The sequence below is a fragment of the Pedobacter jeongneungensis genome, from assembly GCF_039538295.1.
Lineage (GTDB): Bacteria > Bacteroidota > Bacteroidia > Sphingobacteriales > Sphingobacteriaceae > Pedobacter > Pedobacter jeongneungensis.
The window spans coordinates 33181-56124 of the sequence record NZ_BAABBY010000006.1 but is presented as its reverse complement, the minus strand read 5'-3'; the positions used below and the strand labels follow the sequence as shown (position 1 = coordinate 56124).

At 41.2% G+C, this 22944-nt stretch carries 13 protein-coding genes; all 13 read right to left on the bottom strand.

The window, feature by feature from the left end:
• Positions 1–76: 76 nt before the first annotated feature.
• Positions 77–1240 carry a mannonate dehydratase gene (gene uxuA / locus ABD769_RS12500; protein ID WP_344851754.1) on the bottom strand — a complete coding sequence of 388 codons (1164 nt, stop codon included), beginning with the start codon at positions 1238–1240 and terminating at the stop codon, positions 77–79.
• Between the two features lie 63 nt (positions 1241–1303).
• Positions 1304–2128, bottom strand: a complete 825-nt coding sequence (locus tag ABD769_RS12495) for an SDR family oxidoreductase (protein ID WP_344851753.1) — start codon at positions 2126–2128, stop codon at positions 1304–1306.
• Between the two features lie 17 nt (positions 2129–2145).
• Positions 2146–3612: a glycoside hydrolase family 30 protein gene (locus tag ABD769_RS12490; RefSeq protein ID WP_344851752.1), complete on the bottom strand. Its 1467-nt coding sequence runs from the start codon at positions 3610–3612 to the stop codon at positions 2146–2148.
• 156 nt (positions 3613–3768) lie between these two features.
• The gene (locus ABD769_RS12485; RefSeq protein WP_344851751.1) at positions 3769–4962 is read right to left on the bottom strand and encodes a glycoside hydrolase family 88 protein; all 1194 of its coding nucleotides are present in this window, start codon (positions 4960–4962) and stop codon (positions 3769–3771) included.
• Between the two features lies 1 nt (position 4963).
• The gene (locus ABD769_RS12480; RefSeq protein WP_344851749.1) at positions 4964–6151 is read right to left on the bottom strand and encodes an alginate lyase family protein; all 1188 of its coding nucleotides are present in this window, start codon (positions 6149–6151) and stop codon (positions 4964–4966) included.
• A gap of 26 nt (positions 6152–6177) precedes the next feature.
• Entirely contained in the window at positions 6178–8640 is a 2463-nt protein-coding gene (locus ABD769_RS12475; RefSeq protein WP_344851748.1) for a glycoside hydrolase family 2 TIM barrel-domain containing protein, read from the bottom strand.
• Between the two features lie 11 nt (positions 8641–8651).
• On the bottom strand, positions 8652–9827 hold the full coding sequence (locus ABD769_RS12470; protein ID WP_344851747.1) for a heparan-alpha-glucosaminide N-acetyltransferase domain-containing protein: 1176 nt from the start codon (positions 9825–9827) through the stop codon (positions 8652–8654).
• Positions 9828–9840: 13 nt separating this feature from the next.
• Positions 9841–12483: a glycoside hydrolase family 2 TIM barrel-domain containing protein gene (locus ABD769_RS12465; protein ID WP_344851746.1), complete on the bottom strand. Its 2643-nt coding sequence runs from the start codon at positions 12481–12483 to the stop codon at positions 9841–9843.
• A 283-nt stretch (positions 12484–12766) separates the two neighbouring features.
• The gene (bglX, locus tag ABD769_RS12460; RefSeq protein WP_344851745.1) at positions 12767–14983 is read right to left on the bottom strand and encodes a beta-glucosidase BglX; all 2217 of its coding nucleotides are present in this window, start codon (positions 14981–14983) and stop codon (positions 12767–12769) included.
• Between the two features lie 14 nt (positions 14984–14997).
• Positions 14998–16092, bottom strand: coding sequence for an endo-1,4-beta-xylanase (locus tag ABD769_RS12455; protein WP_344851744.1), 1095 nt, complete (start codon positions 16090–16092; stop codon positions 14998–15000).
• A complete protein-coding gene (locus ABD769_RS12450) occupies positions 16093–17922 on the bottom strand; it encodes a glycoside hydrolase family 2 protein (RefSeq protein ID WP_344851743.1) in 1830 nt (609 codons plus the stop codon).
• Between the two features lie 103 nt (positions 17923–18025).
• Positions 18026–19753 carry a RagB/SusD family nutrient uptake outer membrane protein gene (locus ABD769_RS12445; protein ID WP_344851742.1) on the bottom strand — a complete coding sequence of 576 codons (1728 nt, stop codon included), beginning with the start codon at positions 19751–19753 and terminating at the stop codon, positions 18026–18028.
• Between the two features lie 95 nt (positions 19754–19848).
• The gene (locus tag ABD769_RS12440) at positions 19849–22923 is read right to left on the bottom strand and encodes a SusC/RagA family TonB-linked outer membrane protein (protein ID WP_344851741.1); all 3075 of its coding nucleotides are present in this window, start codon (positions 22921–22923) and stop codon (positions 19849–19851) included.
• Between the last annotated feature and the right edge of the window lie 21 nt (positions 22924–22944).

Genomic DNA, 22944 nt, shown 5'->3' with positions numbered 1-22944 from the left:
TTTTATGAAAATTATCCCTTAGGATGACAAAACGAGTAGAGATGAAAGACGAATGTATTCCTCTAAAGAACGATATTTAATAATTCCCTGTTACCCCTATTTCTAAACCTCTTAATTCAGCTAAACCGCGTAACCTGCCAATGGCTGAATAACCCGGATTAGTTACTTTTGCCAAATCATCCAGCATCTGGTGACCATGATCGGGACGGAAAGGAATTGCTTGATCGCGTAACGCATTCTCTTGGGTGATGGCTTTCATGATTTCGTACATATTTACGTCGCCACCTAAATGATCTGCTTCGTAGAAACTACCATCTTCATCTTTCTTTACATTACGTAAGTGTGCAAAATATACACGCTCTTTAACCGCATTAAAGATCTCTAATGCATTATTATCCATTCCTGCACCTAACGAGCCCGTGCAGAAACAAACACCATTAAAAGCCTGATCTACTTCTTTAATGATGTAGTTAAAATCTTCCAAAGTGCTGGCAATACGTGGTAAACCTAAAATCGCATAAGGAGGATCGTCTGGGTGAATGGTCATTTTAATACCTTCTTCGGTACATACATCAGCAATTGAAGAAAGAAAATATTTTAAATTTTCTTTTAACCCCTGCGTACCTATAGCTTTGTATTCGTTAATACTGGCACGCAAAGTTTCCAGTTCAATTTCTTTTTCGTTCGGGATGCCCATGAGCACGTTGATGCGCAGATCAACCAGATCTTGATCTGATAAAGTGGCATGTTTATCTTTTGCTCTTTTTAAAATAGATTCCGAATAATCAGCTTCTGCACCCTCCCTTTTCAGGATATATAAATCGAAAATAGCCAGATCGATCCAGTTAAAATAAAGCGCTTTAGATCCGTCCGTCATTTCGAGATCCAGTTGTGTACGTGTCCAGTCGAGTACCGGCATAAAATTGTAGCACACAATCTTAATTCCGCAAGCAGATAAGTTCCGCAAAGAGGTTTTATAGTTTTCGATATACTGATCAGCATCTGCTCTGCGCGTTTTAATTGCTTCGTGCACCGGTACACTTTCCACTACCGACCAGGTTAAGCCTGATGCTTCGATAATTGCTTTTCTTTCTTTGATATCTTCCAAAGGCCAAATTTCGCCATGTGGAATATGGTGCAACGCGGTTACAATACCTGTAGCACCGGCCTGTTTAACGTCTTGTAAGCTTACCGGATCATTTGGTCCGTACCAACGCCAGGTTTGTTCTAACTTCTTCATTATATATGATTACACAGATTAATTGATTACAACAATAAGGTGATTACACTGATTAACTTTTAGTTATACTCCCGAAAATGCAGTAAAGCCACCATCAACTTTAATATTTTCGCCGTTTACAAATTTAGAGGCATCGCTAAGCAAATATACCAATGCACCGATTAATTCTTCGGGATCTCCGAAACGTTTAAATGGTGTTTTATAGATAATGGCTTCTCCCCTTGCGGTTAAGCTGCCATCTGCATTGGTAAGCAATGCCCGGTTTTGGTTAGTGATAAAAAATCCGGGAACAATTGAATTGATCCTGATTTTGTCCTGGTAACGGTTTGCCAGTTCAACAGCCATCCATTTGGTATAACAATCTATTGATGTTTTGGCTAATGAGTAACCTAATACGCGCGTAATGGCCTGGTTAGCAGAAACCGACGAAATATTTACGATACTGCCGCCGTTTTTGGCTATTTCTTTACCGAAAATCTGGGTAGGCAACATGGTGCCGAACAAATTGAGGTCGAATGCCTGTTTTAAGGCTGAAATATTAAGATCGAAAATATCACTTCCCGGCTGGATAACTGCTTCGGCTACATTTCCACCTGCCGCATTAACCAGGGCATCTATCCGGCCAAATTCTTTGATAATGGTTTCATTCGCATTGAGCAGGTTCTGCTCATCCAGCACATCTGCAATAATATAAATGGCCTTTCCACCGGCATTGGTTACATCGGCTACCCTTTGTTTGGCCGCATCTTCGTTTCTACCAATTACAACGATTGTAGCACCTGCAGCACACAATCCGTTAACAAAAGCCTCGCCTAAAACACCTGTAGCGCCCGTAACCACCACAACCTTGTTTTTTAGTGAAAACAGGCTTTCTACTTCTTTTATCATTTGTTTAGTTAATTTAGTTATTCTACTACCAATGTTGTTATAGAGTGCGGCAAGCTGGTTGTTGTTGCAGCCTCGCCTTTAATCCATAAACTGTATTTTAATTTATCGTCTGATTGGTTCATTACCACTACCACCAGTTTGCCATCGGTATTTAAGAAGGCTGTTGATTGGAGTTTATCGCGACTAGATGCAGCACCAATCCTTTTAGCACCCGGACGGATGAATTTTGAGAAATGGCCCATATAGTAATAAGCATTGGTATAAATCAGTTTATCATTTTTAGTATCGGCATGTACAGGCGCGAAACAAAAGTTACCCACGTGGTTTGGTCCGCCTTTTTCGTCTAAAAGGATATTCCAGTCTGTCCATGCGGCTGTACCGGCATTAAAATCGTTAATCATCGAGTAACCGTAACGCTCTCCTAAAGTCCAGTCGTCTAATTTATTTACATCGTATTTTTCCTTGCAGCCTTCGGTAAAAATGAGCGCTTTATCGGGATAAGCTTCATGAGTTTGTTTTACATTGCCAAACTGCATGCCACTGCCTGTCCATGTTTCGTACCAGTGGAAACCAATACCCCAAACATATTTGGCAGCATCTTTATCATTTAAAATAGTGCTTGCCCTTTGAAAAATCTGATCGCGGTTATGGTCCCATGCAATTAGTTTTTTTGAAGCAAGACCTGATTTCTGTAAAGTTGGACCTAAGAAGTTTTTAATAAAATCGCGTTCCTCTTCGGCGGTAAATACACACGATTCCCATTTTTGTTTAGCCATGGGCTCGTTCTGTACGCTCAAACCCCAGATCGGAATGCCCATCGCTTCGTAAGTTTTAATAAATTTCACATAGTGATTGGCCCAGCTCTGACGGAAGGCAGGCAATAAATGTCCGCCCTGAATCAAGCTGTTATTATCTTTCATCCAGGCAGGTGGCGACCAGGGACTCACAAACAAAGGAAGTTTACCACCAGCAGCTGCCGTGGCCTGTTTAATCAAAGGAATTTTAAATTGCTCATCGTGTGCCACGCTAAAGGTTTTAAGGGCTGCATCGTTATCCTGAACGTAGGTGTAACTTCCGCTCGAGAAATCGCAGCTGGCAATATTGGTACGGGCCAAAGTATAACCGATCCCTTTATCGGGGCTGTAGTAAGCGGTTAAAAGTTCCTGCTGGTTCTTTTTAGATAACTTGGCAAATGTTTCGGCAGAAGCATCGGTAAGTGCACCACCAATGCCCACCAAAGTTTGATATTTAACCGTTGGATCTACAAAGATACATGGCTCTGTTTCAAAAGGTTGTTTATTTTCAACGAAATTTAAGGTTTCAGTTTTACTGATGCGGTATTCTGACTTTTCGGCAGTGGTATAAACGGTTACTTTTTTATTGGCTACGGTATAGGATTGTACCGGTTTTGTGGCTTTTTTGTTCTGTGCGGCCGCAGTAAATGCAGTTGCCAAAACCAATAGGATGCTCAGATTTTGTTTCATTACAATATATTTATTTAATTTCGTCGCCTGAGCGACGTTTTTGCTATTATCAGCGGTACAATTTCCGAATAAATCGATCATTTGCACTATAAAATTTCAAAATTAGCAGCTTATAACAGATTTGTTTCCGAACATTTCTGCATAACTGTTTATTGCTTAATTATATATGAAATCATCCATTTTCTTTTTTCTTAATAAAGCTTCCAGGTAATAATAATCCGCATAATTAATCGGCACATCTACCTCCGATTTAGCCGGACGATGACCAGTACTATGCTCCAGAATAAAACCATAGTTACCACCAGGTTTGCTCGTATATTTTGTGCTTAAAGAATATAAAATTTTATCGGCAGCTGCTTTATATTTTCTGCCATTGTCACTGTATTTTGCCAGATCATAAAGTGCAGATGCCGTAATTGCAGCAGCAGAGGCATCACGCGAAACGTCCGGAATTTTAGGATCATTATAATCCCAGTATGGAATACCATCTGCCGGAGTTATTTTACTGTTTAAGATAAAACCCGCAATACCATCAGCCTGAGCCAAATATGCTTTATTTTTGGTTTCAACGTAACACATGGTATAACCATACAATGCCCATGCCTGTCCACGTGCCCATGCCGATTCGTTTGCATAACCCTGTGCAGTTACCTTCTGGCGTACATTGCCGTTTAAAGTATCATAATCAATCACATGGTAAGAGCTAAAATCAGGTCTGAAATGGTTTTTTAATGTAGTGTTGGCATGTTTTACAGCAATTTTATAAAAAGATGAATCGCCTGTTAATTTCGTGGTTTCAAATAACAATTCAAGGTTCATCATGTTATCGATAATTACCGGATATTTCCATTTATCGCCGTTATGGTCCCACGATTTAATTACACCTGCAGTTGCATTAAACCGGGTAGACAATGATTTTGCCGCCTGGACAATTACTGCTTTGTAAGCGGGATCATTGGTTAAACGGAAGCCGTTGCCAAAAGGGCAATAGATCATGAAACCCAGATCGTGTGTTCCTTTATTAAATTGTTCTTTTTTAATGTCTTCGGTATATTTTTTGGCCAGTTCAAGCCATTTTTTATCCTTGGTGTATTGATAGAAATACCAAAGCTCTGCCGGAAAAAATCCACTTGTCCAATCTTTAGAAACCACCATTTTAAACTGGCCGTTTTCTACCGTACGTGGCGAGACCAGGTTTGGCTTTAATTTCCGGGCCGAATCTACATTTTTAATGAGTACATCGGTTTGTTTGGCAGCTGATGCAAAAGCCTTTGCAACATTAACTTGCTGTGCTTTAACAACACTGAAAGACAGCATACTTAATGCCGTGAGGGTGAATTTTATGTTCATGTTATAACCAGATTATTGGGTTACGGATAGGTAAATTTCTAATTACTTCTTCTACTTGTGGTTTGTGATCTAATTTTGCCCAGGTTTGGTACCAGTTTGCCTGTTTAAACTCTACCGCACCAAATAATAAAAACGGTTGTGCAACCGGCCAGTTCTCCCAGTACATTACATCGGGCTGTAAGGTCCATTTGCTTTTATCGGCAATAAACGGATACAGATAAGTGATCCCTTTTTTGATGGATTTACCGTCGGCAGTTTCAAAGTTCCAAAGGTTATCTTTTGGGGTAGATAAAATCTGGCAGAGCATGGTCATCGCATCAAGGTTAAAGATCGAATAACCATAAGGCTTTGTACGGGCAATTTCTAACGGGAAACTACCATCAGCACCCATCTGGTTTGGCAGCAGGATGGTTTTATAGCTGGTACGCAAAGAATCGAGCATGTTTTCGTCGCCACAAAGTTTGGCAAACGAAGCTACCTGCATGGCCCAGCAGGTGGCATGGTTGTTTTTAACGGTTTTCTCCTGGATGCCTGGTTTACTCGTATTTAACCATAACGTATAATCGGCAAACCATTTTTTAATGCCTTTAGCCGTTTCAGGATCGAAAGCTTTGGCCTTTTGCATCACCAGGGCACCCTGCGCCACTTCCATAAGGTGGATGGTATCGATAATGCCGTAGTTACGGCCAGTAAAACGTCCTTTTATGGCCTGTGCAAAAAGCAGGTTAGGGTTCATCAGCGTTTCTGAATTGATAAACCATGCCTGAAAATGTTTAACAGCTTCTTTCACATATTTTTCGTCGCCGGTAATTTTGTAAGCAGAGGCTAAAGCGCCAATAATCTTACTGAAACGCACCATGGCTTTACGGTGCGCTAAAAAGTTATCAGGATTGGTCATTCCATCCCTGTTGATGTATGGGCCATCAGGGTTTTGAGGATCAGGCCAGAAATAATCTGCTTCTGAGAAGAAATCATGTTTTCCACCCGCACTTCGCGGCGAAGATGAAGCAGTAACCGTAATGGGTTCTTGTTGCATGGCCCAGGCAGCCTCTGCCAAAATCTGCTTCTTTAACAGCACTTCTGCCTGTTTTTTTAAATCCGTTTCTTTCGGACCGGGCTTTGAGGATGCATCGGCTGTTCCGGTAAAACAGAGCAGCAGCAATAATGCATAAGGGATGGTTTTTTTCATTGGTTTATATTTTTCTTGGTTAGCTGTTATAATGTTGTAAAAACTGTTTTTAAACCTTCTGAACTTACGGAAACTGCACTCTGTCCTTTATTTAACCTCACCTTAATAATGGCTCTTCCATTGTAAGCCTGTACTTTACGCGATCCGGAAGAAGTACCCTGATTATCAATTAATTTACCATCTCCGGTTAAACCAAAGGTTATCCAGTTAATGGCATCTAAACATTGTACCCCTTTATCATCAAAAAGCTTTACTTCAATGGTAGCCACGTCATCCTGCTGATCAATTTTCTTTAGTTCCAATTTAGCAGGTTTGGTCCATTTTTCGGTCTGGTAGTTAAATTTAATTTCGTCAGTTACGGTTTCTTTTCCTTTTTTAGCGATTACTTTAACGGTATTTTCACCCTTTACAAAAGGAAGATTCCAGCGCAGACCTGCTGCAGGGTAATCCTGACTGTTGCGTTTTTTGCTTCCAAAACTTTTACCATTCAGAAAAATTTCGGCTTCGCTACAGTTCGAATATATTTTAACCATTTTTTCTTCGCCTTCATCACCCCAGCGTACCGGCCAGGTATGTCCGTAAATATGGACCATCGGTTTTTCCGTCCAGTATGACTGGAAAACATAATAAGATTCTTTTTTGGTAAAATCCCTTTCTACTACTCCCTTCTGGTTTACATAAGGCACAGGGTTATCCGGACGTATTGCGGTAGAAAAATCCTTAAAAGGCCAATATGCTGTACCACTTAACCAGGGCATGGTTTCCTGTTCTTTTAAATGCCAGTCGATTAAATTGGCGATGTAAGATTCGCTCCAGTCGCCATCTTTCGAGATCCTTGCTGCTCCCCCGTACAATGAGGCATCACCTGCCCTTTCGTCGGCACTGCCACCTGTTTTGATTTTGCTTAAAGCTTTATCAGGATTTTCTGAATGGCGCAAGGCATGGCTATCGCCGCCCCACTCTACGTGCAAAAAGCGTTTAACTTTGGTAAATTCATCTTCTGATGCTTTTTTATAATCAGTGTAGGCACCACGGTACCAACCTGCCCATATAGATGGCGAATACACATCTACAATATCGCTGCAGAAATCGCAGCGGCGGATGGCAGTATAACGCGATTGATCCAATTGGTGTGAAAGATCGTTTAGTTCTTTCATAAAAGTCCTGATTTTTTCCTTATCAAATTCCGGGAAATCGCCCGGCCAGTCGTTTTCGTTGCCGAGGCCCCAAATAATAATGGCAGGATGGTTATAGTGCTGCTCAACCATATTGGTGAGCATTCTTTTTGCCTGTTGTTTGTAAATATCGCCACCTAAACCACCGCGGCACCATGGAATTTCTTCCCACACCAAAATACCCAAACTATCGCAAAGGTTTAACACGATACGTGATTGCTGATAATGCCCCAAACGGATAAAATTAACGCCCATATCTTTCATCATCTGCATTTCCTGGCGGATCATACCTTCCGTCATCGCTGCACCAACACCTGCGTGATCTTCGTGTCGGTGCGTTCCGCGTAACAACAAACGTTTTCCGTTGAGGTTAAATGGTCCTTTCTCCACGAATTCGATATGGCGGAAACCAATTTTTTCTTCTCCTTTGTAATTTCCTGTTGAAGCGATTACTTCATATTGTAAGGTATACTGAAGAGGTTTATCGGTTGACCATAATTGCGGTTTTTTCACTTCTAACGACCATAAATCGATATCGCCAGTTAAACTACTAAGTTTTTTCTCTGTTTTGGCTACAATTTTACCAGCAGCATCAACCAGTTTAAGCTGCACGATGGCTTCGTTAATGCCCGAAGGATTATATAAGCGGGTTTTAACACTTAATTTCCCCAATTTACCTTGCGCATCTACTTCAGCCTTGGCAAACATTTTATCAACTGAAAGCGAAGGGGCATAAACGAGGTTGAGGTAACGGTAAATTCCACCATAAATATTAAAATCTGAAAGATCAGAAGGGATCATTTCGAGGTCTCTCGAATTATCGGTTCTTACTGAAACCGGCACTTTACCTTTAAACTGTTTTTGATAAACATCCGTTTTTTTGAAAGCAGCTACAGCATCGGTAATATCAACGGTCCATTCGTCGTACCCGCCAACATGCGTACCTACTTTGGTGGTGTACACGTAAACTTCTGTTTTTTGTCCGGCACCTTCGAAATGCAAAATCGTTCTTCCGTTTTGGTAAGGATTATCGATTTTAAGCTGCGTACGGTACCAGACTGGTCCCTGATAATAGTTTACATCAGGATCAACGGCATCTTCTGCATTTACACAATGTGGCAATGTTACTTTCTGCCAGAGTGGTACAGCCTCAGGATTGCCCACACCAACAGGGCGCACAGCTTCCCAAACGCCGCCGAGATCTTGTTTTACAAACTCCCAATTATTGTTTAAACGAACAGATTGTTGCGCAAACAACAACTGACTGCATATCAGCACAATAAATAAAAACAGGTATCTAACTAACTTTAACATGTATCTTGAAATTAAACTTTTAACCGTAATTTTTTCTTTTCTAAAAAGTACACGATCCCGATCACCAAAAAGGAAATAAAAAAGGACCTGATAATGCCACCAATGCCCGAACTCAGGAAATGCGGAAAGTGGAAATGAACTAAATGGAAGAGCGAGTACAATAAATATGGGATAAGGTAACAGGTTAGGGTACTGGTACCAGCAGGTTTGATGATTTTAAACCAGTTTTTTTTATGTTTTACATCCACAATATAAATCAACAATGCGAAAACCAGAATGGTAATGCCCATGCATACAAATACCCAGGCCGGAGTGGCATAAATTTTAGAAATTCCTCCAGCATACGGCCTGACAAACATGCCAAAAGCAAAGGATAATAAACCATAAAATATAATCATGATCCAGAAATCGAGGTATTTTTTATTACCGATCAGTTTTTTATACATCGAGGTAACCAGTGCACCGCCCATCATCAGCGTGATGGAAGAAGCATCGCCAATGATCCATAAGTGGTGTTGAAAAATGCCCATGTGCGAAGTAATATTGATGGCGGCAAATGCAACAAAGGCCAGCATAAGTACCAGAATATTTCCTTTTGAAAAAAGATATACAAAAGCCGAAACGAGATAAGCCCAACCGATAATCCCAAGAATCCCCCACCAGTGTGGTTTTAAAGTTTCAGGTTTTTCTGCCGAACCACCTTTGTAAAGCAATGCCAATACTGCAATTAATATGATGCCGAGGGCGATAAATCCGTTCTTTTTTAATTTAGAGCTCGTTGAAGGATAATCTAACCACACGAGAAAAAAACCAATCGTAATGAGAATGGTATAAACCGAATAAGACAACAAAGCAGAGTGCCCGTCGTAATTTTCTAAATTAACATGAAAAAAGCCCATTACAATTAAGGCCAATGCCCTTAAAGCAATATAACCCGAAACAGAGAGCAAACCGGCACCCTTATCTTTTCGGCTCTGAATGGCAAATGGTAGTGAAAGTCCAACGATAAACAGGAAAGCCGGAAAAATCAGGTCCGAAAAGCCCATCCAGTCGGCATCGGCAGGTGCATGTTCTATCCATTCGGGAATATGTTTTACACCTGCAACATCGTTTACAAAGATCATCAGAAACATGGTGATGGCCCTTAAAACATCGATGGATAAAATACGAAGCGGTAGCTGGTTCATGTTATTTTAAGGATTAGTAAATTTTTCTAAGCTGAACAGCATTTAAAACCGGCTTACCCTCGATCGCATTAAAATCAATTGAAATGCCTTTACCATTTTGTACCGTGATCCTCGTTGTTTTTTTAACCGCTGTGGTATAACCAAAATCAGCAGCGAGGTTCAGTTTTGGCAAAAATGCTGTTCCATTAATCGAAACATCAAAAATGCGCTGCTCCTCTACTTCTTTTTTATGGTTGTTATCCAGATTATAAGCCAAAGCTTCTTTGGTTTCGCCACCAACCAGCTCGGCAAAGTAAAGTGCCAGTTCGTATTCACCATCGGGAACATCGAATTTAAACTGTTTAATGCCTACCTGCTGAGTTTGAAAAACAGGATCGTTATCGGTACCTAAAATATTTTTGTCGCTGCCATAGGTAATGCGGTTATTGGTTCCCTTGTAAGGATCGCCGCCTATCCAGCCCCATGCACCAGCTTTATAAGGCTGATCGGGCATCCAAAGCTGATGTTCTTTTTCGTCGATATAAAAACGTTTAGACCCTAAAAGGATGTTGATGTTTTTAAAAGGAATATTGGCATCGTTAAATTTAAATGGTTGTAACTGAAAGTTGATATCGGCCTGATCGCTCTGATCGCCTGAAACCACACGTAACTGATTTTTTCCATTAACAAAAGGCACCTGCCAGTCCATAATATGGTCAACAGCATCTTTTACACCCAAACTTTTACCATTCACAAAAAGTTCGGCCGATTTTTGGTTTGTAGCAACCTGAACCGGCTGCGTGCTCGTTAAAGCGGCAGAATCTGCAGTTCCTGTTCTATCTTTCCATTGCGCTGAAGTAATTTTGAGGTATGGTTTGCCCAATAAATAAGCCTGATAAAGGAAATAAGTGTCTTTTGGCTCGCGACCAATGGTTAACAGCCCTTTATTATTGATATGTGGCATGGTTTCTTCGCGGGTTTCGGAGTTGAAATCGGCTAAATTCCAGGCTTCGCCACCGGCTACAAAAGGCCTGCTCAACATGGCATTTAAATAAACCTGGTTAAATTTGATGCCGTACTCTACACTTTTATCGAAACGGATAGGCGAAAACGAACGGATCCGCGGATCGGCATCAGCACCATATTCGGTAACCATGAAAGGTGTATTGGGTAATTCTTTATGGTGGCGGTCTAAAAATTTCCCGAAATCTTCCGGAACACCCGAGTACCAGCCCGAATATAAATTCCAGCCTACAATCATCGGTATTTTTGTTAAACCCACTTTGTTATAAATATCCCAGGCACCGTGATTAACCAGCAGGGTGTATCTCGATGGATCCTGTTTACGGGTTAAACTGTCCAGTTTTTGGGCCAGTTGGCGTACATGATCAAAATAAATCTGCTGACGGGGTTTATCATTCGAGAATTTTAAACGCAGCAAAATCTCATTCATGTAGGCCCAAATGATGATACTGGGGTGATTGAAATTCTGTTTGATCATTTCCGTCTGCATGTTCAAACAGTTATTGGTAAAAGCTTCGCTCTCGGTAATGGTGTTTACCACCGGAATTTCTACCGAAGCTAAAATACCCAGGCGGTCGCAGGCTTCTAAAATCTGCGGATCTTGCGGATAATGCGCTACCCTTAAAAAGTTGCCTCCCATGGCTTTAAGCAGCTCGATATCTCTGATCTGCAAAGCATCAGGAGTAGCATTGCCTCTGTTTTCGTAGTCCTGGTGACGGCTTGCACCGATTATTTTTACGGCTTTATCGTTTAAGAAAAATCCTTTTTCGGCATCAAATTTAAACCAGCGGAAACCCAATGGATTAGAAACCTGATCGATTACGGATTTGGTCTTAGGATCGATAATTTTAGTCACCACACGGTATAGATAAGGATTTTCCGGCGACCATAATTGGGGTTTCTGAACAGACTTAATATCCTGAATCACAACCATATTGCCACCTTTATTGATATTTACAGCAGTAGTCTGATTGCTAATGGTATTGCCTTTCGCATCGAAAATGGTGGTAATTACCTGTACTTTTTTGTTAACTGCCGAGGCGTTATCGATTGAACTTTTAACCTGTACACTAGCGGTTGAAGCCGAAACCTGAGGCGTAGTAATGAAAATGCCATTGCTTCCGTTTTCTTTTTGCGAAAAATGAACGGGGTTGGTAATTAATAGCGTTACATTTCTGTATAAACCACCAAAAAAAGTAAAATCGGCAGTTAATGGTGGAATATCTTCATTAAAACGGTTATTTGCCCTTACTTCGATAACATCATCCTTATAATTTAAATAGGGAGAAATGGGAACGATAAAATGGGTATAACTGCCAATGTGTTTAGCAGCAGATTTACCGTTAACCAATACTTCGGCTTCTTGTGCTACGCCATTAAAAATTAAAAAAATGTTTTTTCCTTTTGCGGTTTCGTCGAGTTTTAATTTACGTTTATAAATACCCATACCTCGGTAATAACCAGCTGCATCATCTAACACATCTTTATCGTTCCAGGTATGTGGGATAGTTACTTTCTCAACCGGTCCGTTTTCTTTATTAAATTCCCATTGATCGTTCAGGCTGATGGTTTTCCGGCCTGCATCCTGGGCAAAGCTGGTTAAGCCTGTAGCAGCTGCAATAAATAGTAATAAAAGTGATTTCGCTTTTAACATTCGTTTAGTTTTTCAATTCAGTTTATCTGGTTCGTGTTGCCAGGGTATGTTTTTTTGACCACCAAGGCACGAAGACACTAAGTTTTTATCCATGGTCTGTGTCCTCACAGACCATTTGTTTATTTTTTTAACACGATGGTTATCTGCATGCCATGGTTCGTGTCTCCACGAACCATTTGTTTTTTATCAAATATTTCTTCCGTGTCTCCGTGGCTAACCAACTATTTTTTTGCCACGGATGCACGGAAGGCACGGAAAAGTTATATTATTCGTACCTCCCTGGCTATAACAACGTAAAATCTTTTTCCAGTTTAATGTTGTTGGAAGCTGTTCCGATCATTAATTTAAAATCGCCTGCTTCGGCACCCCATTTAAGCTGCTGGTTATAAAAAGAAAGCTTTTCTTTATCAATTGTGAACGTAATGGTTTTACTTTCTCCTGCTTTCAGCATTACTTTCTGAAAATCTTTCAGTTCTTTAACCGGACGTACCACCGAAGCAAACTTATCCTGCAAATACAATTGAACTACCTCTTCTCCAGCATATTTACCAGTATTTTTTAAAGTAAAACTTACGGTTATCTTCTCATCTGGTTTGATCTGTGTTTTGCTTACTGCCAAATCAGTATAATCGAAAGTGGTATAACTCAAGCCATAACCAAATGCAAATTTCGGACTGTTCGGCATATCTAAATAAGCAGAACGGTAGCGGGTATCTTTATCGTTTTTAGCCGGGCGGCCAGTACTTAAATAATTGTAATACAAAGGAATCTGTCCTTCATCTCTTGGAAATGTCATCGGTAATTTACCAGATGGGTTATAATTGCCATAAAGCACATTGGCCATTGCATTACCCGCCTCGCTTCCCAACCACCAGGTGTACATAATGGCAGAAACGTTATCGGCTGTCCAGTTAAAAATTAACGGACGACCAGCCATTACCAGAACTACAACGGGTTTACCGGTAGCCTGAATGGCCTTGATTAAGTCTTCCTGTACGCCAGGAATGTGGATATTTGCCCTGCTTTTAGCCTCGCCACTCATATCAAAGGCTTCACCAACAGCCATTACAACTACATCAGCTTGTTTGGCTACTGCTACTGCTTCGGCAAAACCCGCTTTTGAAGAATCGGCCAGTTCGCAACCTTTTGCATAAAGTAATTCAGTTTGATTACCTACTTTGTTTTTTAAACCCTGATAAAGTGAAATTAGGTTATCTTTTTCCCAGGCAATGGACCAAAAACCCTGCATATCTTTTTCTGATTTGCCAAGGGGACCAATTACAGCGATCTTTTTAAGGTTTTTAGATAGCGGTAAAATCTCTTTCTCATTTTTTAAGAGCACAATACTTTTTTCAGCCATGGTTAAAGAAGCCTTTCTGTTTTCAGCAGAATTGATCTCTTTTTCCTGACGTGCTACATCACTGAAACGGTATGGATCATCAAATAAACCCAACTCGAATTTCTTGCGTAAAACTCTTCTTACGGCATCATCAATTAAAGCAATTGGCACTTTTTTATCGGCAACCAATTTGGCCAGGCCTGGCAGATAACTTCTGCTTTCCATATCCATATCGCTACCCGCTTTTATAGCCAGTTCGGCGGCCTGTTCTTTGTCTTTTGCGTAACCGTGGGCAATCATTTCACCTATCGATCCCCAATCGCTCACCACAAAACCCTGGTATTTCCATTGTCCTTTTAAAATATCGCGTTGCAGATAACGGCTACCAGTAGCCGGAATACCATTTAAAGTGTTAAACGAGTTCATAAAAGTGGCAGCACCAGCATCAACAGCGGCTTTAAATGGCGGTAGATAGGTTTCCCACAACGTATGCTCGCTCATATCAACCGCATTATAATCCCTGCCTGCAATGGCGGCTCCATAAGCGGCGAAGTGTTTCGCGCAGGCCATCACAGCATCCAGATTGCCTAAACCTTTACCCTGAAAACCTTTAACACGGGCAAAAGCAATTTTAGAACCTAAGTAAGTATCTTCTCCAGCACCTTCCATTACCCTTCCCCAACGCGGATCGCGGGCAATATCAACCATGGGTGCGAATGTCCAGTGCACACCTGATGCTGCAGTTTCGCGTGCAGCAACCCTTGCACCATTTTCTATCTCGGCCAGATCCCAGCTGGCTGCTTCGGCCAAAGGAATGGGAAAGGTAACGCGGTAACCATGGATGACATCCAAACCGAAAATCAAAGGAATTTTCATCCGCGATTGCATGGCTACTTCCTGTACTTCGCGGGTTTCTTTGGCTCCCCGTACGTTAAGCATCGAACCCAGTTTACCATCGCGGATATCTTTTAACTTATTCGGATTATTGGTTATCGGTCCGGTTGCATCGCGATCTCCGGTATATTGGTTTAGCTGACCGATTTTTTCGTCCAGGGTCATCAGTTTTAAAACCGAATCGATTTTCTTTTCGATCTTTTTATCCTGTGCCGAAGCGGAAAGGGATATTCCTAAAATTAAGGCTAATGGTAAATATCTTTTCATATTGGGTATTTCTGCTATTTAACTGCGTCTAAAATGGCCTGGTAAGCTGCTTTTCGCTGATATTGCGCATCGAAAGGCAATGGCCAATCAGGGCGGTTATAGTTTGATGGTATCCAGCTATCGGCATCGGTTACATTCCATTGGGTAATGCCATACTGCTGATTTTTTGGAATGGCATTATAAGCTTTAACAATGGTTTTATATTTTGCGGCTTGTTGCTCGCCCAACGCTGTGGTGTAAGTCATCGATGGTATATTATCCGGGTTGAGGGCAATATCAATTTCCGAAATATGGATTTTTAAACCTGTAGCAGCAGCCGTAGTTATGGCAGCAGTTAAATTGGCATCGGTTTGGGTTACGCGGGTATGCATCTGGATGCCGATGCCATCAATCGGGATACCTTTATTTTTAAGACCGGTAACCAGATTTAAAATAGCCGTACGCTTGGTGGGGCCAAATTCGTGTCCATAATCATTGTAAAAAAGTAAGGCATTCGGATCTGCTTCGTGCGCATACTGAAATGCCCTTCCGATATAATCAGGACCTAATTTCTGAAGCCAGATGCTGTTACGTAAGGTACCATCCTCGTTAACAGCTTCGTTTACCACATCCCATGAAGTTACTTTGCCTTTGAAATGCCCGACAACCGTTTGAATATGCGTTTTCAAAAGATTTTCCCAATCGGCAGTGCTTCCCTGAAAATTATTTACCCAATCAGGCAATGATTTATACCAGTTTAAGGTATGTCCGTGGATTCTTTTTCCATTGGCTACGGCAAAATCAACCACGTAATCGGCATCGCTCCAGGTATAAGTATCTTTTGAAGGATGTACGGATGCAAATTTCATGGCATTTTCTGCCGTAACACTACTAAATTCTTTAATAACCAGATTGCGGTAGTTAGTATTGCTTTTTAAAAGACTGACGTTAACAGCTGCTCCCATGGGAAAAGGCATACTTTTTAATGTAATTTCTTCTGTTAACTTTGCTGATTTTACCATCCCGGGATCGATACTCGTGCTTTTATATTTTGCACAGGAGATGGTTAACAGCGACATCGAAATCATGATTTTCGAAGCAAAACTAATTTTCTTTAATCTGTTCATCATTTATTTGTATTTGACCTGCATCTGGTCGTAAAAATCTTTCAGTACGAAGAAAGCTTTCTTTTTCTTGCCTGTTTCGCTGATTAATCCTTTACGGTTCCAGAAATTCTGATAGATAGGGTGTTGTCTTCTCGGCGACCTGAAATCTGTTAAGATCCAGGGCGTCATTCCGCGTAAAGCACCAATTTTACTTAATAAAGTAATCTGGTTTTTATATAGGGCTTCCTGATATTCTTCGCTCCAGCGGGTATTTTCATCGGCATGGAAACCACCAAGGGCATCGCCACCAAATTCGGTAATCACCACTGGTTTTTTATACTTGATATCAAAATTATATTTGGTGATTTCTGAAGGATTACCACCCCAATACCAGCCAGCATATTCGTTAAAACTCACCAGGTCGATTTTTTCGCCCAGCGGATCGTTCAAAATGATGTTGTTCCCATCGCGGTGAACTTCTAAAGCAGCAGCTACCAAACGGGTATCGTCTAAAGAGCGTGCAGTTTCTGCCAGGTTGCTCATGAAGCTTAAACGGGCATCGCTTAATGGCGTTTCGTTACCGATAGACCAAACAATTACACTAGCCCTGTTTTTATCGCGTACAATTAAATCAGTAAGTTGTTGCTTCGCATTGGCATAGGTTGCAGGATTTGTCCAGCTGATGGTCCAGTAAACCGGAACTTCGGCCCAAACCAGTAAGCCCATTTCGTCGGCCAAACGGATCATTTCTTCATTGTGCGGATAATGTGCCAAACGAACATAATTACAGTTCATATCCTTTGCCCATTGCAGCATCATGCGCATATCGCCTTCTGAACGTAAACGACCGGCTAATAATGGATTCTCATCGTGAATGGAAATTCCTCGAAGGAAAACAGATTTACCGTTTAATAAAATGCTGTCGCCAGCCACCTGAATGGTTCTGAAACCAATTTTATCGCTAATATTTTCTTTATCAGTTTTAATGTTTACGCCATATAGTTTCGGACTTTCAGGCGACCATAAACTGAGGTTGTTCCAGGTAAATTCGTCAGCAACTTTACCTTCAGCGTCCGTTTTGTATTTTTTCTCTAATTTTAATTCCGGGATAGATAAGGTAATTTCCTGCCCTGCAGTTGCATCAGCCAGTTTTACTGAGAAATTTAACAGGTTTTTGTTTCCTTTAACCAGTTGAAGTTTATAATCGTTGATAAAATGCTCCGGAAATTCTGCTAAGAAAACATCGCGGGTAATGCCGCCATAATTCCACCAATCGGTATTAACAGTTGGGATTTCGTCCTGCTTGCGGATATTATCAACCTTAAGTACGATTGAGTTTTCGCCCGCTTTTAAATTATTGGTAACATCAAACTGGAAAGGCGTAAAACCACCTTTGTGTACACCCAGTTTTTTGCCGTTTAAATAAACATGCGCCTCGTAATTTACGGCACCGAAGTACACGAAATACCTTTTTCCTTTTTCGGGTTTGGCATCAAACTTTCTGCGCAGCCAGATATTGCCCTCGTAAAGTTCCAGCTTTTCTGATTGCGAATTCCAGTCGCCGGGTACATTCATTTGTGGTGAATGATCGAAATCGTACTCAATCAGTTCAGATTTATCTTTCTGAACTTTATCGTCAAAATAGCCACCTGTTCCGGTTTTCGACTGATCGAAAGGATCATGGCGGTAATCGTAATAACCATTTTCGTAAGGATCTATAATATAGTTCCATTTGCCGTTAAGGCTCTGGATCTTACGTCCCTGGATATTCTGTATAGCAGTAACCTGACCGTAACTGATTGAAGAAAGGAGCGAAAAGCAGATTAAAAATACGCTATAGGTTGTTTTCAGCATAACTTAAGTTTTAATATTAATTAATTGATCGTTCCCAAAACTAACAATTAATTAACGGACGGTGTTTCCACCGCCCGCCTAAATTTGAGCAAAATCTAGTTTTTTACTGGTATCCCGGATTTTGTCCCAGGCTCGGAGCTTTGTTTAGTTCTGATTGTGAAATCGGATACAGGTAGTTTCTTGCCGCAAATACCCGGTTCTCTACCGTAAACGGTGTGTAACTAAAAGTAGTTGGCGTTAACTGCACGATGCGCATTCCGGTAACTGGTTTGTTAAAGGTAGCTTCTCCTTCTTTCCACCGGCGGACATCGTAAAAGCGGTGTTCTTCGAAACAAAGCTCTACCCTGCGCTCGTTATGGATTCTTTTACGCAATTCATCTTTTGTTGGCGCCACATAACCGTTACCCGCAGCATTGGTAGTTTGCAATGCAGGCATCACTACACCTGGTCGGTTACGGATCAGGTTTAAAACCCTTAAAACTTCGGTTTGTCCGGCTACGCCCTGCACTTCATTTATAGCTTCAGCATAATTTAGAAGAATTTCTGCGTACCTGAACAAAATCCAAGGGCGACGGATATTTGTCGCTGTACCTGCCCAAACGGCACTTTCACTTAAATATTTACGCATGTAATAACCTGTTTTAGTGGCATTAACGTTTAGGCCTAAACCATCTTTCCCGCCCACAAAAGTTTCTACAGGTTTACTTTTAAAAGTAGAACCGTTGTACATTACCGCAAAGTTTAAACGTGGATCGCGGTTGGTGTATGGCGCTGTTGCAGAATAACCTGATGCAGCATCGGTAATTGGCCTTCCTGTTGTTTTCATTTCGAAGGCATCAACCATTTCCTGAGTCGGGTTGGTACGGCCGGTTGCACCATCGTAACTCACAGGTGCATTGGTGCTTTCGATTGAATTGGTATTGAGGGTTTGTGTAGCAAAAATCACTTCGGTGTTATAGGCTGCTCCTGATACATTCCACAACCAAATATTTGGATAGGAAGAGTAGATACCATGCTTACCGGTATCCATCAATCTTTTAGCTGCATCAAGCGCAGCCTGCCATTTGGTAACATCATTTGTCGGGTTATATTGCGGACTGGCTGCATACAATAACATCCTCGATTTAAGTGCCATGGCTGAGGTTTTTGTGGCCCTGCCCCTGTTGGTGGTATTCCACTCAGTCGGTGAAAGCGGTAATAAAGTTATAGCGCTCTCACAATCTGCAGAAATCTGTGCCACACATTGATCGAAAGTATTTCTTGGTACATCCAGTTTGTCGTTAATGGTTAAAGTTTTGGTTACAATGGCGAAGCTACCGTAACGTTTAAGCAGTTCGAATTCGAAAAAGGCCCTTAAAAAATAAGCCTGACCTTTTAAACGCTCAATTTGCGAGGCTAAAGTTTGATTTTCGGCCACGTTTGCCGGCAAAACTTCATCAATCGGAACAATTGCAGCCGCATCGATTTTTTCGAGAAACATATTGGCTTTTCTAATGCCTACATACATATCTACGTAAACATCATCAAAGGTTCTAACCGGGCTCCACGTGCCATTATTTATGGTAGAAATTGACGCATTGAGGTTGGAATTCACTGCTTCGTCCGTTCCGGAGGCCAGCAATGCGCCATCGCCTAAATTATACCGGTCTGAAACAACAGAATATACATTATTCAGGAAATTTCTTGCATAATCAGGATTGGCCCATAATTGTGCCTCGGTAATATCGTTAGTCCCGCTAAAAGATCCATCCTGAAGGAAGTCATCTTTTTTACACCCTGCTACCTGTAAAAGTACAAAGGCCAGGATTGGATAAAATATATTTTTTTTCATCTTTTTTTATTTATTTCAACGGTGATGAAGCGATCGTGATTTTAAGCATATCTATTAGAAAGTTGTAAAACCATGATGTTTCATTGCCTTATCTTTTAAAATTTCAGGTTCAAGCCCAGGGAATAAATTTTCATATAAGGATATGAAGCGTTGTATCCTGATTCAGGCAATTCCGGATCGATGGGCAGGTCGCCAAGTTTATCAAAGGTTAACAGGTTTAAGCCACCCACATAAAAACGGAGTTGGGAGATTTTTAACCTTTTGATAAATGCCGGGGATAATGAATAACCCAGTTCAACATTTTTTAACCTGATGTAATCGCCGGAGCGGATCCAGAAATCCGAATTCGCCGTGTTGTTTCCCCTATCAGTTAATAATAACCTCGGATAAGGTGCACCTGGGTTACTTGGAGTCCATCTATCTACACTAAACTGGCTCAGGTAACCATTATTGGCATTACCTGAGTTAACCAGATTCTGGATGGTAATGGAACGGCCGCTGGTGCCCTGGAACAAGAAATTCAGGTCGAAATTTTTAACGGATACCGAAGCACCAAAGCCAAAGAATGCTTTTGGCACAAAGTTGAAATCGGTTCTTACCCTATCAAGATCGTTAATCAAACCATCGCCATTCTGATCCACATATTTGATATCACCTGGTTTTACAGAACCTGATAACATCTGTTTTGGTGAAGCATCGATCTCTGCCTGCGATTGGAAGATCCCATTAGAGATTAACATGGTTGAGATATACCCTGCCCCGGTAGTTGCCGTTGCAGCAGGCGAAATTACGCTCGAAATGGGGTGACCTAACTGTTTTTGATAAGATGGCAAACCAGCTCCTTCGTTTATGGCAAGGATTTTACTTACGTTATAGGTAAAGTTTCCAAAAACGTTCAGGTTTACTGCGCCTATTTTTTTATTGTAGTTTATGCCGGTTTCAAAGCCTCTGTATTCAGCTTCTCCTTCGTTCACGTAAATTAAACTCTGTCCGAGTAAACTTGGCAATAAAGAAGCGGTAGTTAAATCTTTTCTGTCCTCATAAAAATAATCGGCACTGATGGATAATGATTGTTTAAACAACCTGGCATCGAAACCCAGACTGGTTTTATAGGCTTTTTCCCAGGTTAAATCGGGATTAGCCAAGGCCAGTTGCCCGGTACCGCTTACTCCTGTAAAAGCAGTACCAAAATTATATCCGGTTGTACTTCTGCTGTAGAAATCGTTAAAGGCAAATCTTCTGGCTGAGCCAATGGCATCGTTACCTACTAAACCATAAGAGCCCCTGATTTTTAACAGATCTAGGAAGCTGGCGGATCCTTTCATGAAATTCTCATCAGAAATAATCCATCCGGCTGATGCGGCAGGAAAAAACCCATATCTTTTACCAGGTGCAAAATTTTCCGATCCCGAATAATTTGCAGTTACATCAACAAAATAACGCTGGATAAAATTGTATGACAGGCGGTTAGACCAGCCTTCCCTGCGTACATCCAAACTTCCGAAAGAAGACAGATTTGCCCTCGAAACCCTGGTTGAGAATTTAATATCGTGTTTACCGAAAGTACGGTTATAATCTAAACCTGCCCAGAACTCACTTTTTTTCACATTACCAGAAAAGGCATTGCCCTGGTAATTTACCTTACTTGCTGTACCAAATGGCGAATAAGTACCATCGGCATTAAGTACTGCAGTTGCATAAGTTTCTGCAAAACCCGAGCGGTACAAGCCTGCAATATCATAAGCATAAAAAACCTCGCCAGATAGACCTTTTAAAATGCCGTCCATTTTTTGGCGGGCACTGATGGTTGCAATCATGTTCCGCATTAAATCGGTACTAGCACCTCTCGATTGCAACATGGCTAACGGGTTACTTTGCTGATAAACAGATGTTCCGCCGTATGATCCGTTAGGATTTAAGATTGGGAAAGCATTTGCCGGGGTAGAATATACCGCAGTTAAAAAAGTTCCTGTACCTGCATTCGGGAAAGTCAGAGTGGTAATCCTACCGCCAATATCTAAAGCAACATCCAAATTTTTATTTACATGGAGATCTAAATTGGTGCGGAGGTTATAACGGCTAAAATCGGTATTGGCGTCATAAGTTTCGCTATTGCCACCTTTATAAAAACCACCTTGCTGATAAGCACTTAACACGGTGTAATACTTGATAAAAGCATTACCACCTGTTACCGATGCCACATAACGCTGTGTAGGGGCCACTTTTTTGGTAAAATCGCGTACGAAATTGTTGTTAGGGTATTTTATCGGATCAGAACCATCTTGGTAGGCCTGTAAAGCTGCCGGACCGTAAACTGCTGTACCACCACTATTAATAGCGGCTTCGTTATAAAGTGTAGCATAAGAGTAAGCATCTAAAGGTGCTGTAATCTGCAACGGCGCCTGTAAACCAGCCTGTGCATCGAAACTTACTTTGGTAGAAGTTGCACTGCCGCGGCGTGTTTTCACATAAATTACGCCGTTACCGCCATACATGCCATACCAGGCCAGTGTTGCGGCATCTTTTAAAACACTTACGCTTTCAATTTCATTTAAATCCATCGAGGTAAAATCCCTTTCAATACCATCAACGATAACCAAAGGTTCCTGATTGCTGTTGTAAGATGAGCGACCCCGAACTAAAAAACTCGATGCATCGTATCCTGGTTGCTGTGAGCCACTTGGATATACGGCTAAACCTGCTAAACGACCAGTAAAAACATTGGTTAAGGAAGATGAGGGGATCTGAGGCAGATTTTCTGCTTTGATGGTACTGATGGTTGCAGTAACCTCTCTCCTTTTTCTTACCCCAAACGGGATATATACCAGGTCATCATCTCCGGCATCAACCAAAGATTTGGTTAATACCACATCACCTTTACTCACCTCAGCTGCAGGCTTTAATATGGTTCCGTAGCCAACAAAATTAAATACCAGTACATCACTGCTGGATGCATCAATAGAAAAGGTACCATCTGTGCCTGTAGATACCGCTTTATTGGTTTTATCTTCCTGAATGGAAATGGCTACACCAGGCAACGGTTTTTTATCCTGATCTACAACTTTTCCGGTTATGGTTAAACTTTCATCAGGTTTTTGTCCGTAAACACTCAGCATTCCTGCCATCATGAATAAGAGACATATAATATATTTTGATTTTATAAATTTCATTTTGAAAATCTTTTAGCGTTA

What these genes read in the sequence shown, in the direction of transcription:
- uxuA (WP_344851754.1), bottom strand. Translation starts at nt 1,240, where the DNA reads ATGAAGAAGTTAGAACAAACCTGGCGTTGGTACGGACCAAATGATCCG.
- ABD769_RS12495 (WP_344851753.1), bottom strand. Translation starts at nt 2,128, where the DNA reads ATGATAAAAGAAGTAGAAAGCCTGTTTTCACTAAAAAACAAGGTTGTG.
- ABD769_RS12490 (WP_344851752.1), bottom strand. Translation starts at nt 3,612, where the DNA reads ATGAAACAAAATCTGAGCATCCTATTGGTTTTGGCAACTGCATTTACT.
- ABD769_RS12485 (WP_344851751.1), bottom strand. Translation starts at nt 4,962, where the DNA reads ATGAACATAAAATTCACCCTCACGGCATTAAGTATGCTGTCTTTCAGT.
- ABD769_RS12480 (WP_344851749.1), bottom strand. Translation starts at nt 6,151, where the DNA reads ATGAAAAAAACCATCCCTTATGCATTATTGCTGCTGCTCTGTTTTACC.
- ABD769_RS12475 (WP_344851748.1), bottom strand. Translation starts at nt 8,640, where the DNA reads ATGTTAAAGTTAGTTAGATACCTGTTTTTATTTATTGTGCTGATATGC.
- ABD769_RS12470 (WP_344851747.1), bottom strand. Translation starts at nt 9,827, where the DNA reads ATGAACCAGCTACCGCTTCGTATTTTATCCATCGATGTTTTAAGGGCC.
- ABD769_RS12465 (WP_344851746.1), bottom strand. Translation starts at nt 12,483, where the DNA reads ATGTTAAAAGCGAAATCACTTTTATTACTATTTATTGCAGCTGCTACA.
- bglX (WP_344851745.1), bottom strand. Translation starts at nt 14,983, where the DNA reads ATGAAAAGATATTTACCATTAGCCTTAATTTTAGGAATATCCCTTTCC.
- ABD769_RS12455 (WP_344851744.1), bottom strand. Translation starts at nt 16,092, where the DNA reads ATGATGAACAGATTAAAGAAAATTAGTTTTGCTTCGAAAATCATGATT.
- ABD769_RS12450 (WP_344851743.1), bottom strand. Translation starts at nt 17,922, where the DNA reads ATGCTGAAAACAACCTATAGCGTATTTTTAATCTGCTTTTCGCTCCTT.
- ABD769_RS12445 (WP_344851742.1), bottom strand. Translation starts at nt 19,753, where the DNA reads ATGAAAAAAAATATATTTTATCCAATCCTGGCCTTTGTACTTTTACAG.
- ABD769_RS12440 (WP_344851741.1), bottom strand. Translation starts at nt 22,923, where the DNA reads ATGAAATTTATAAAATCAAAATATATTATATGTCTCTTATTCATGATG.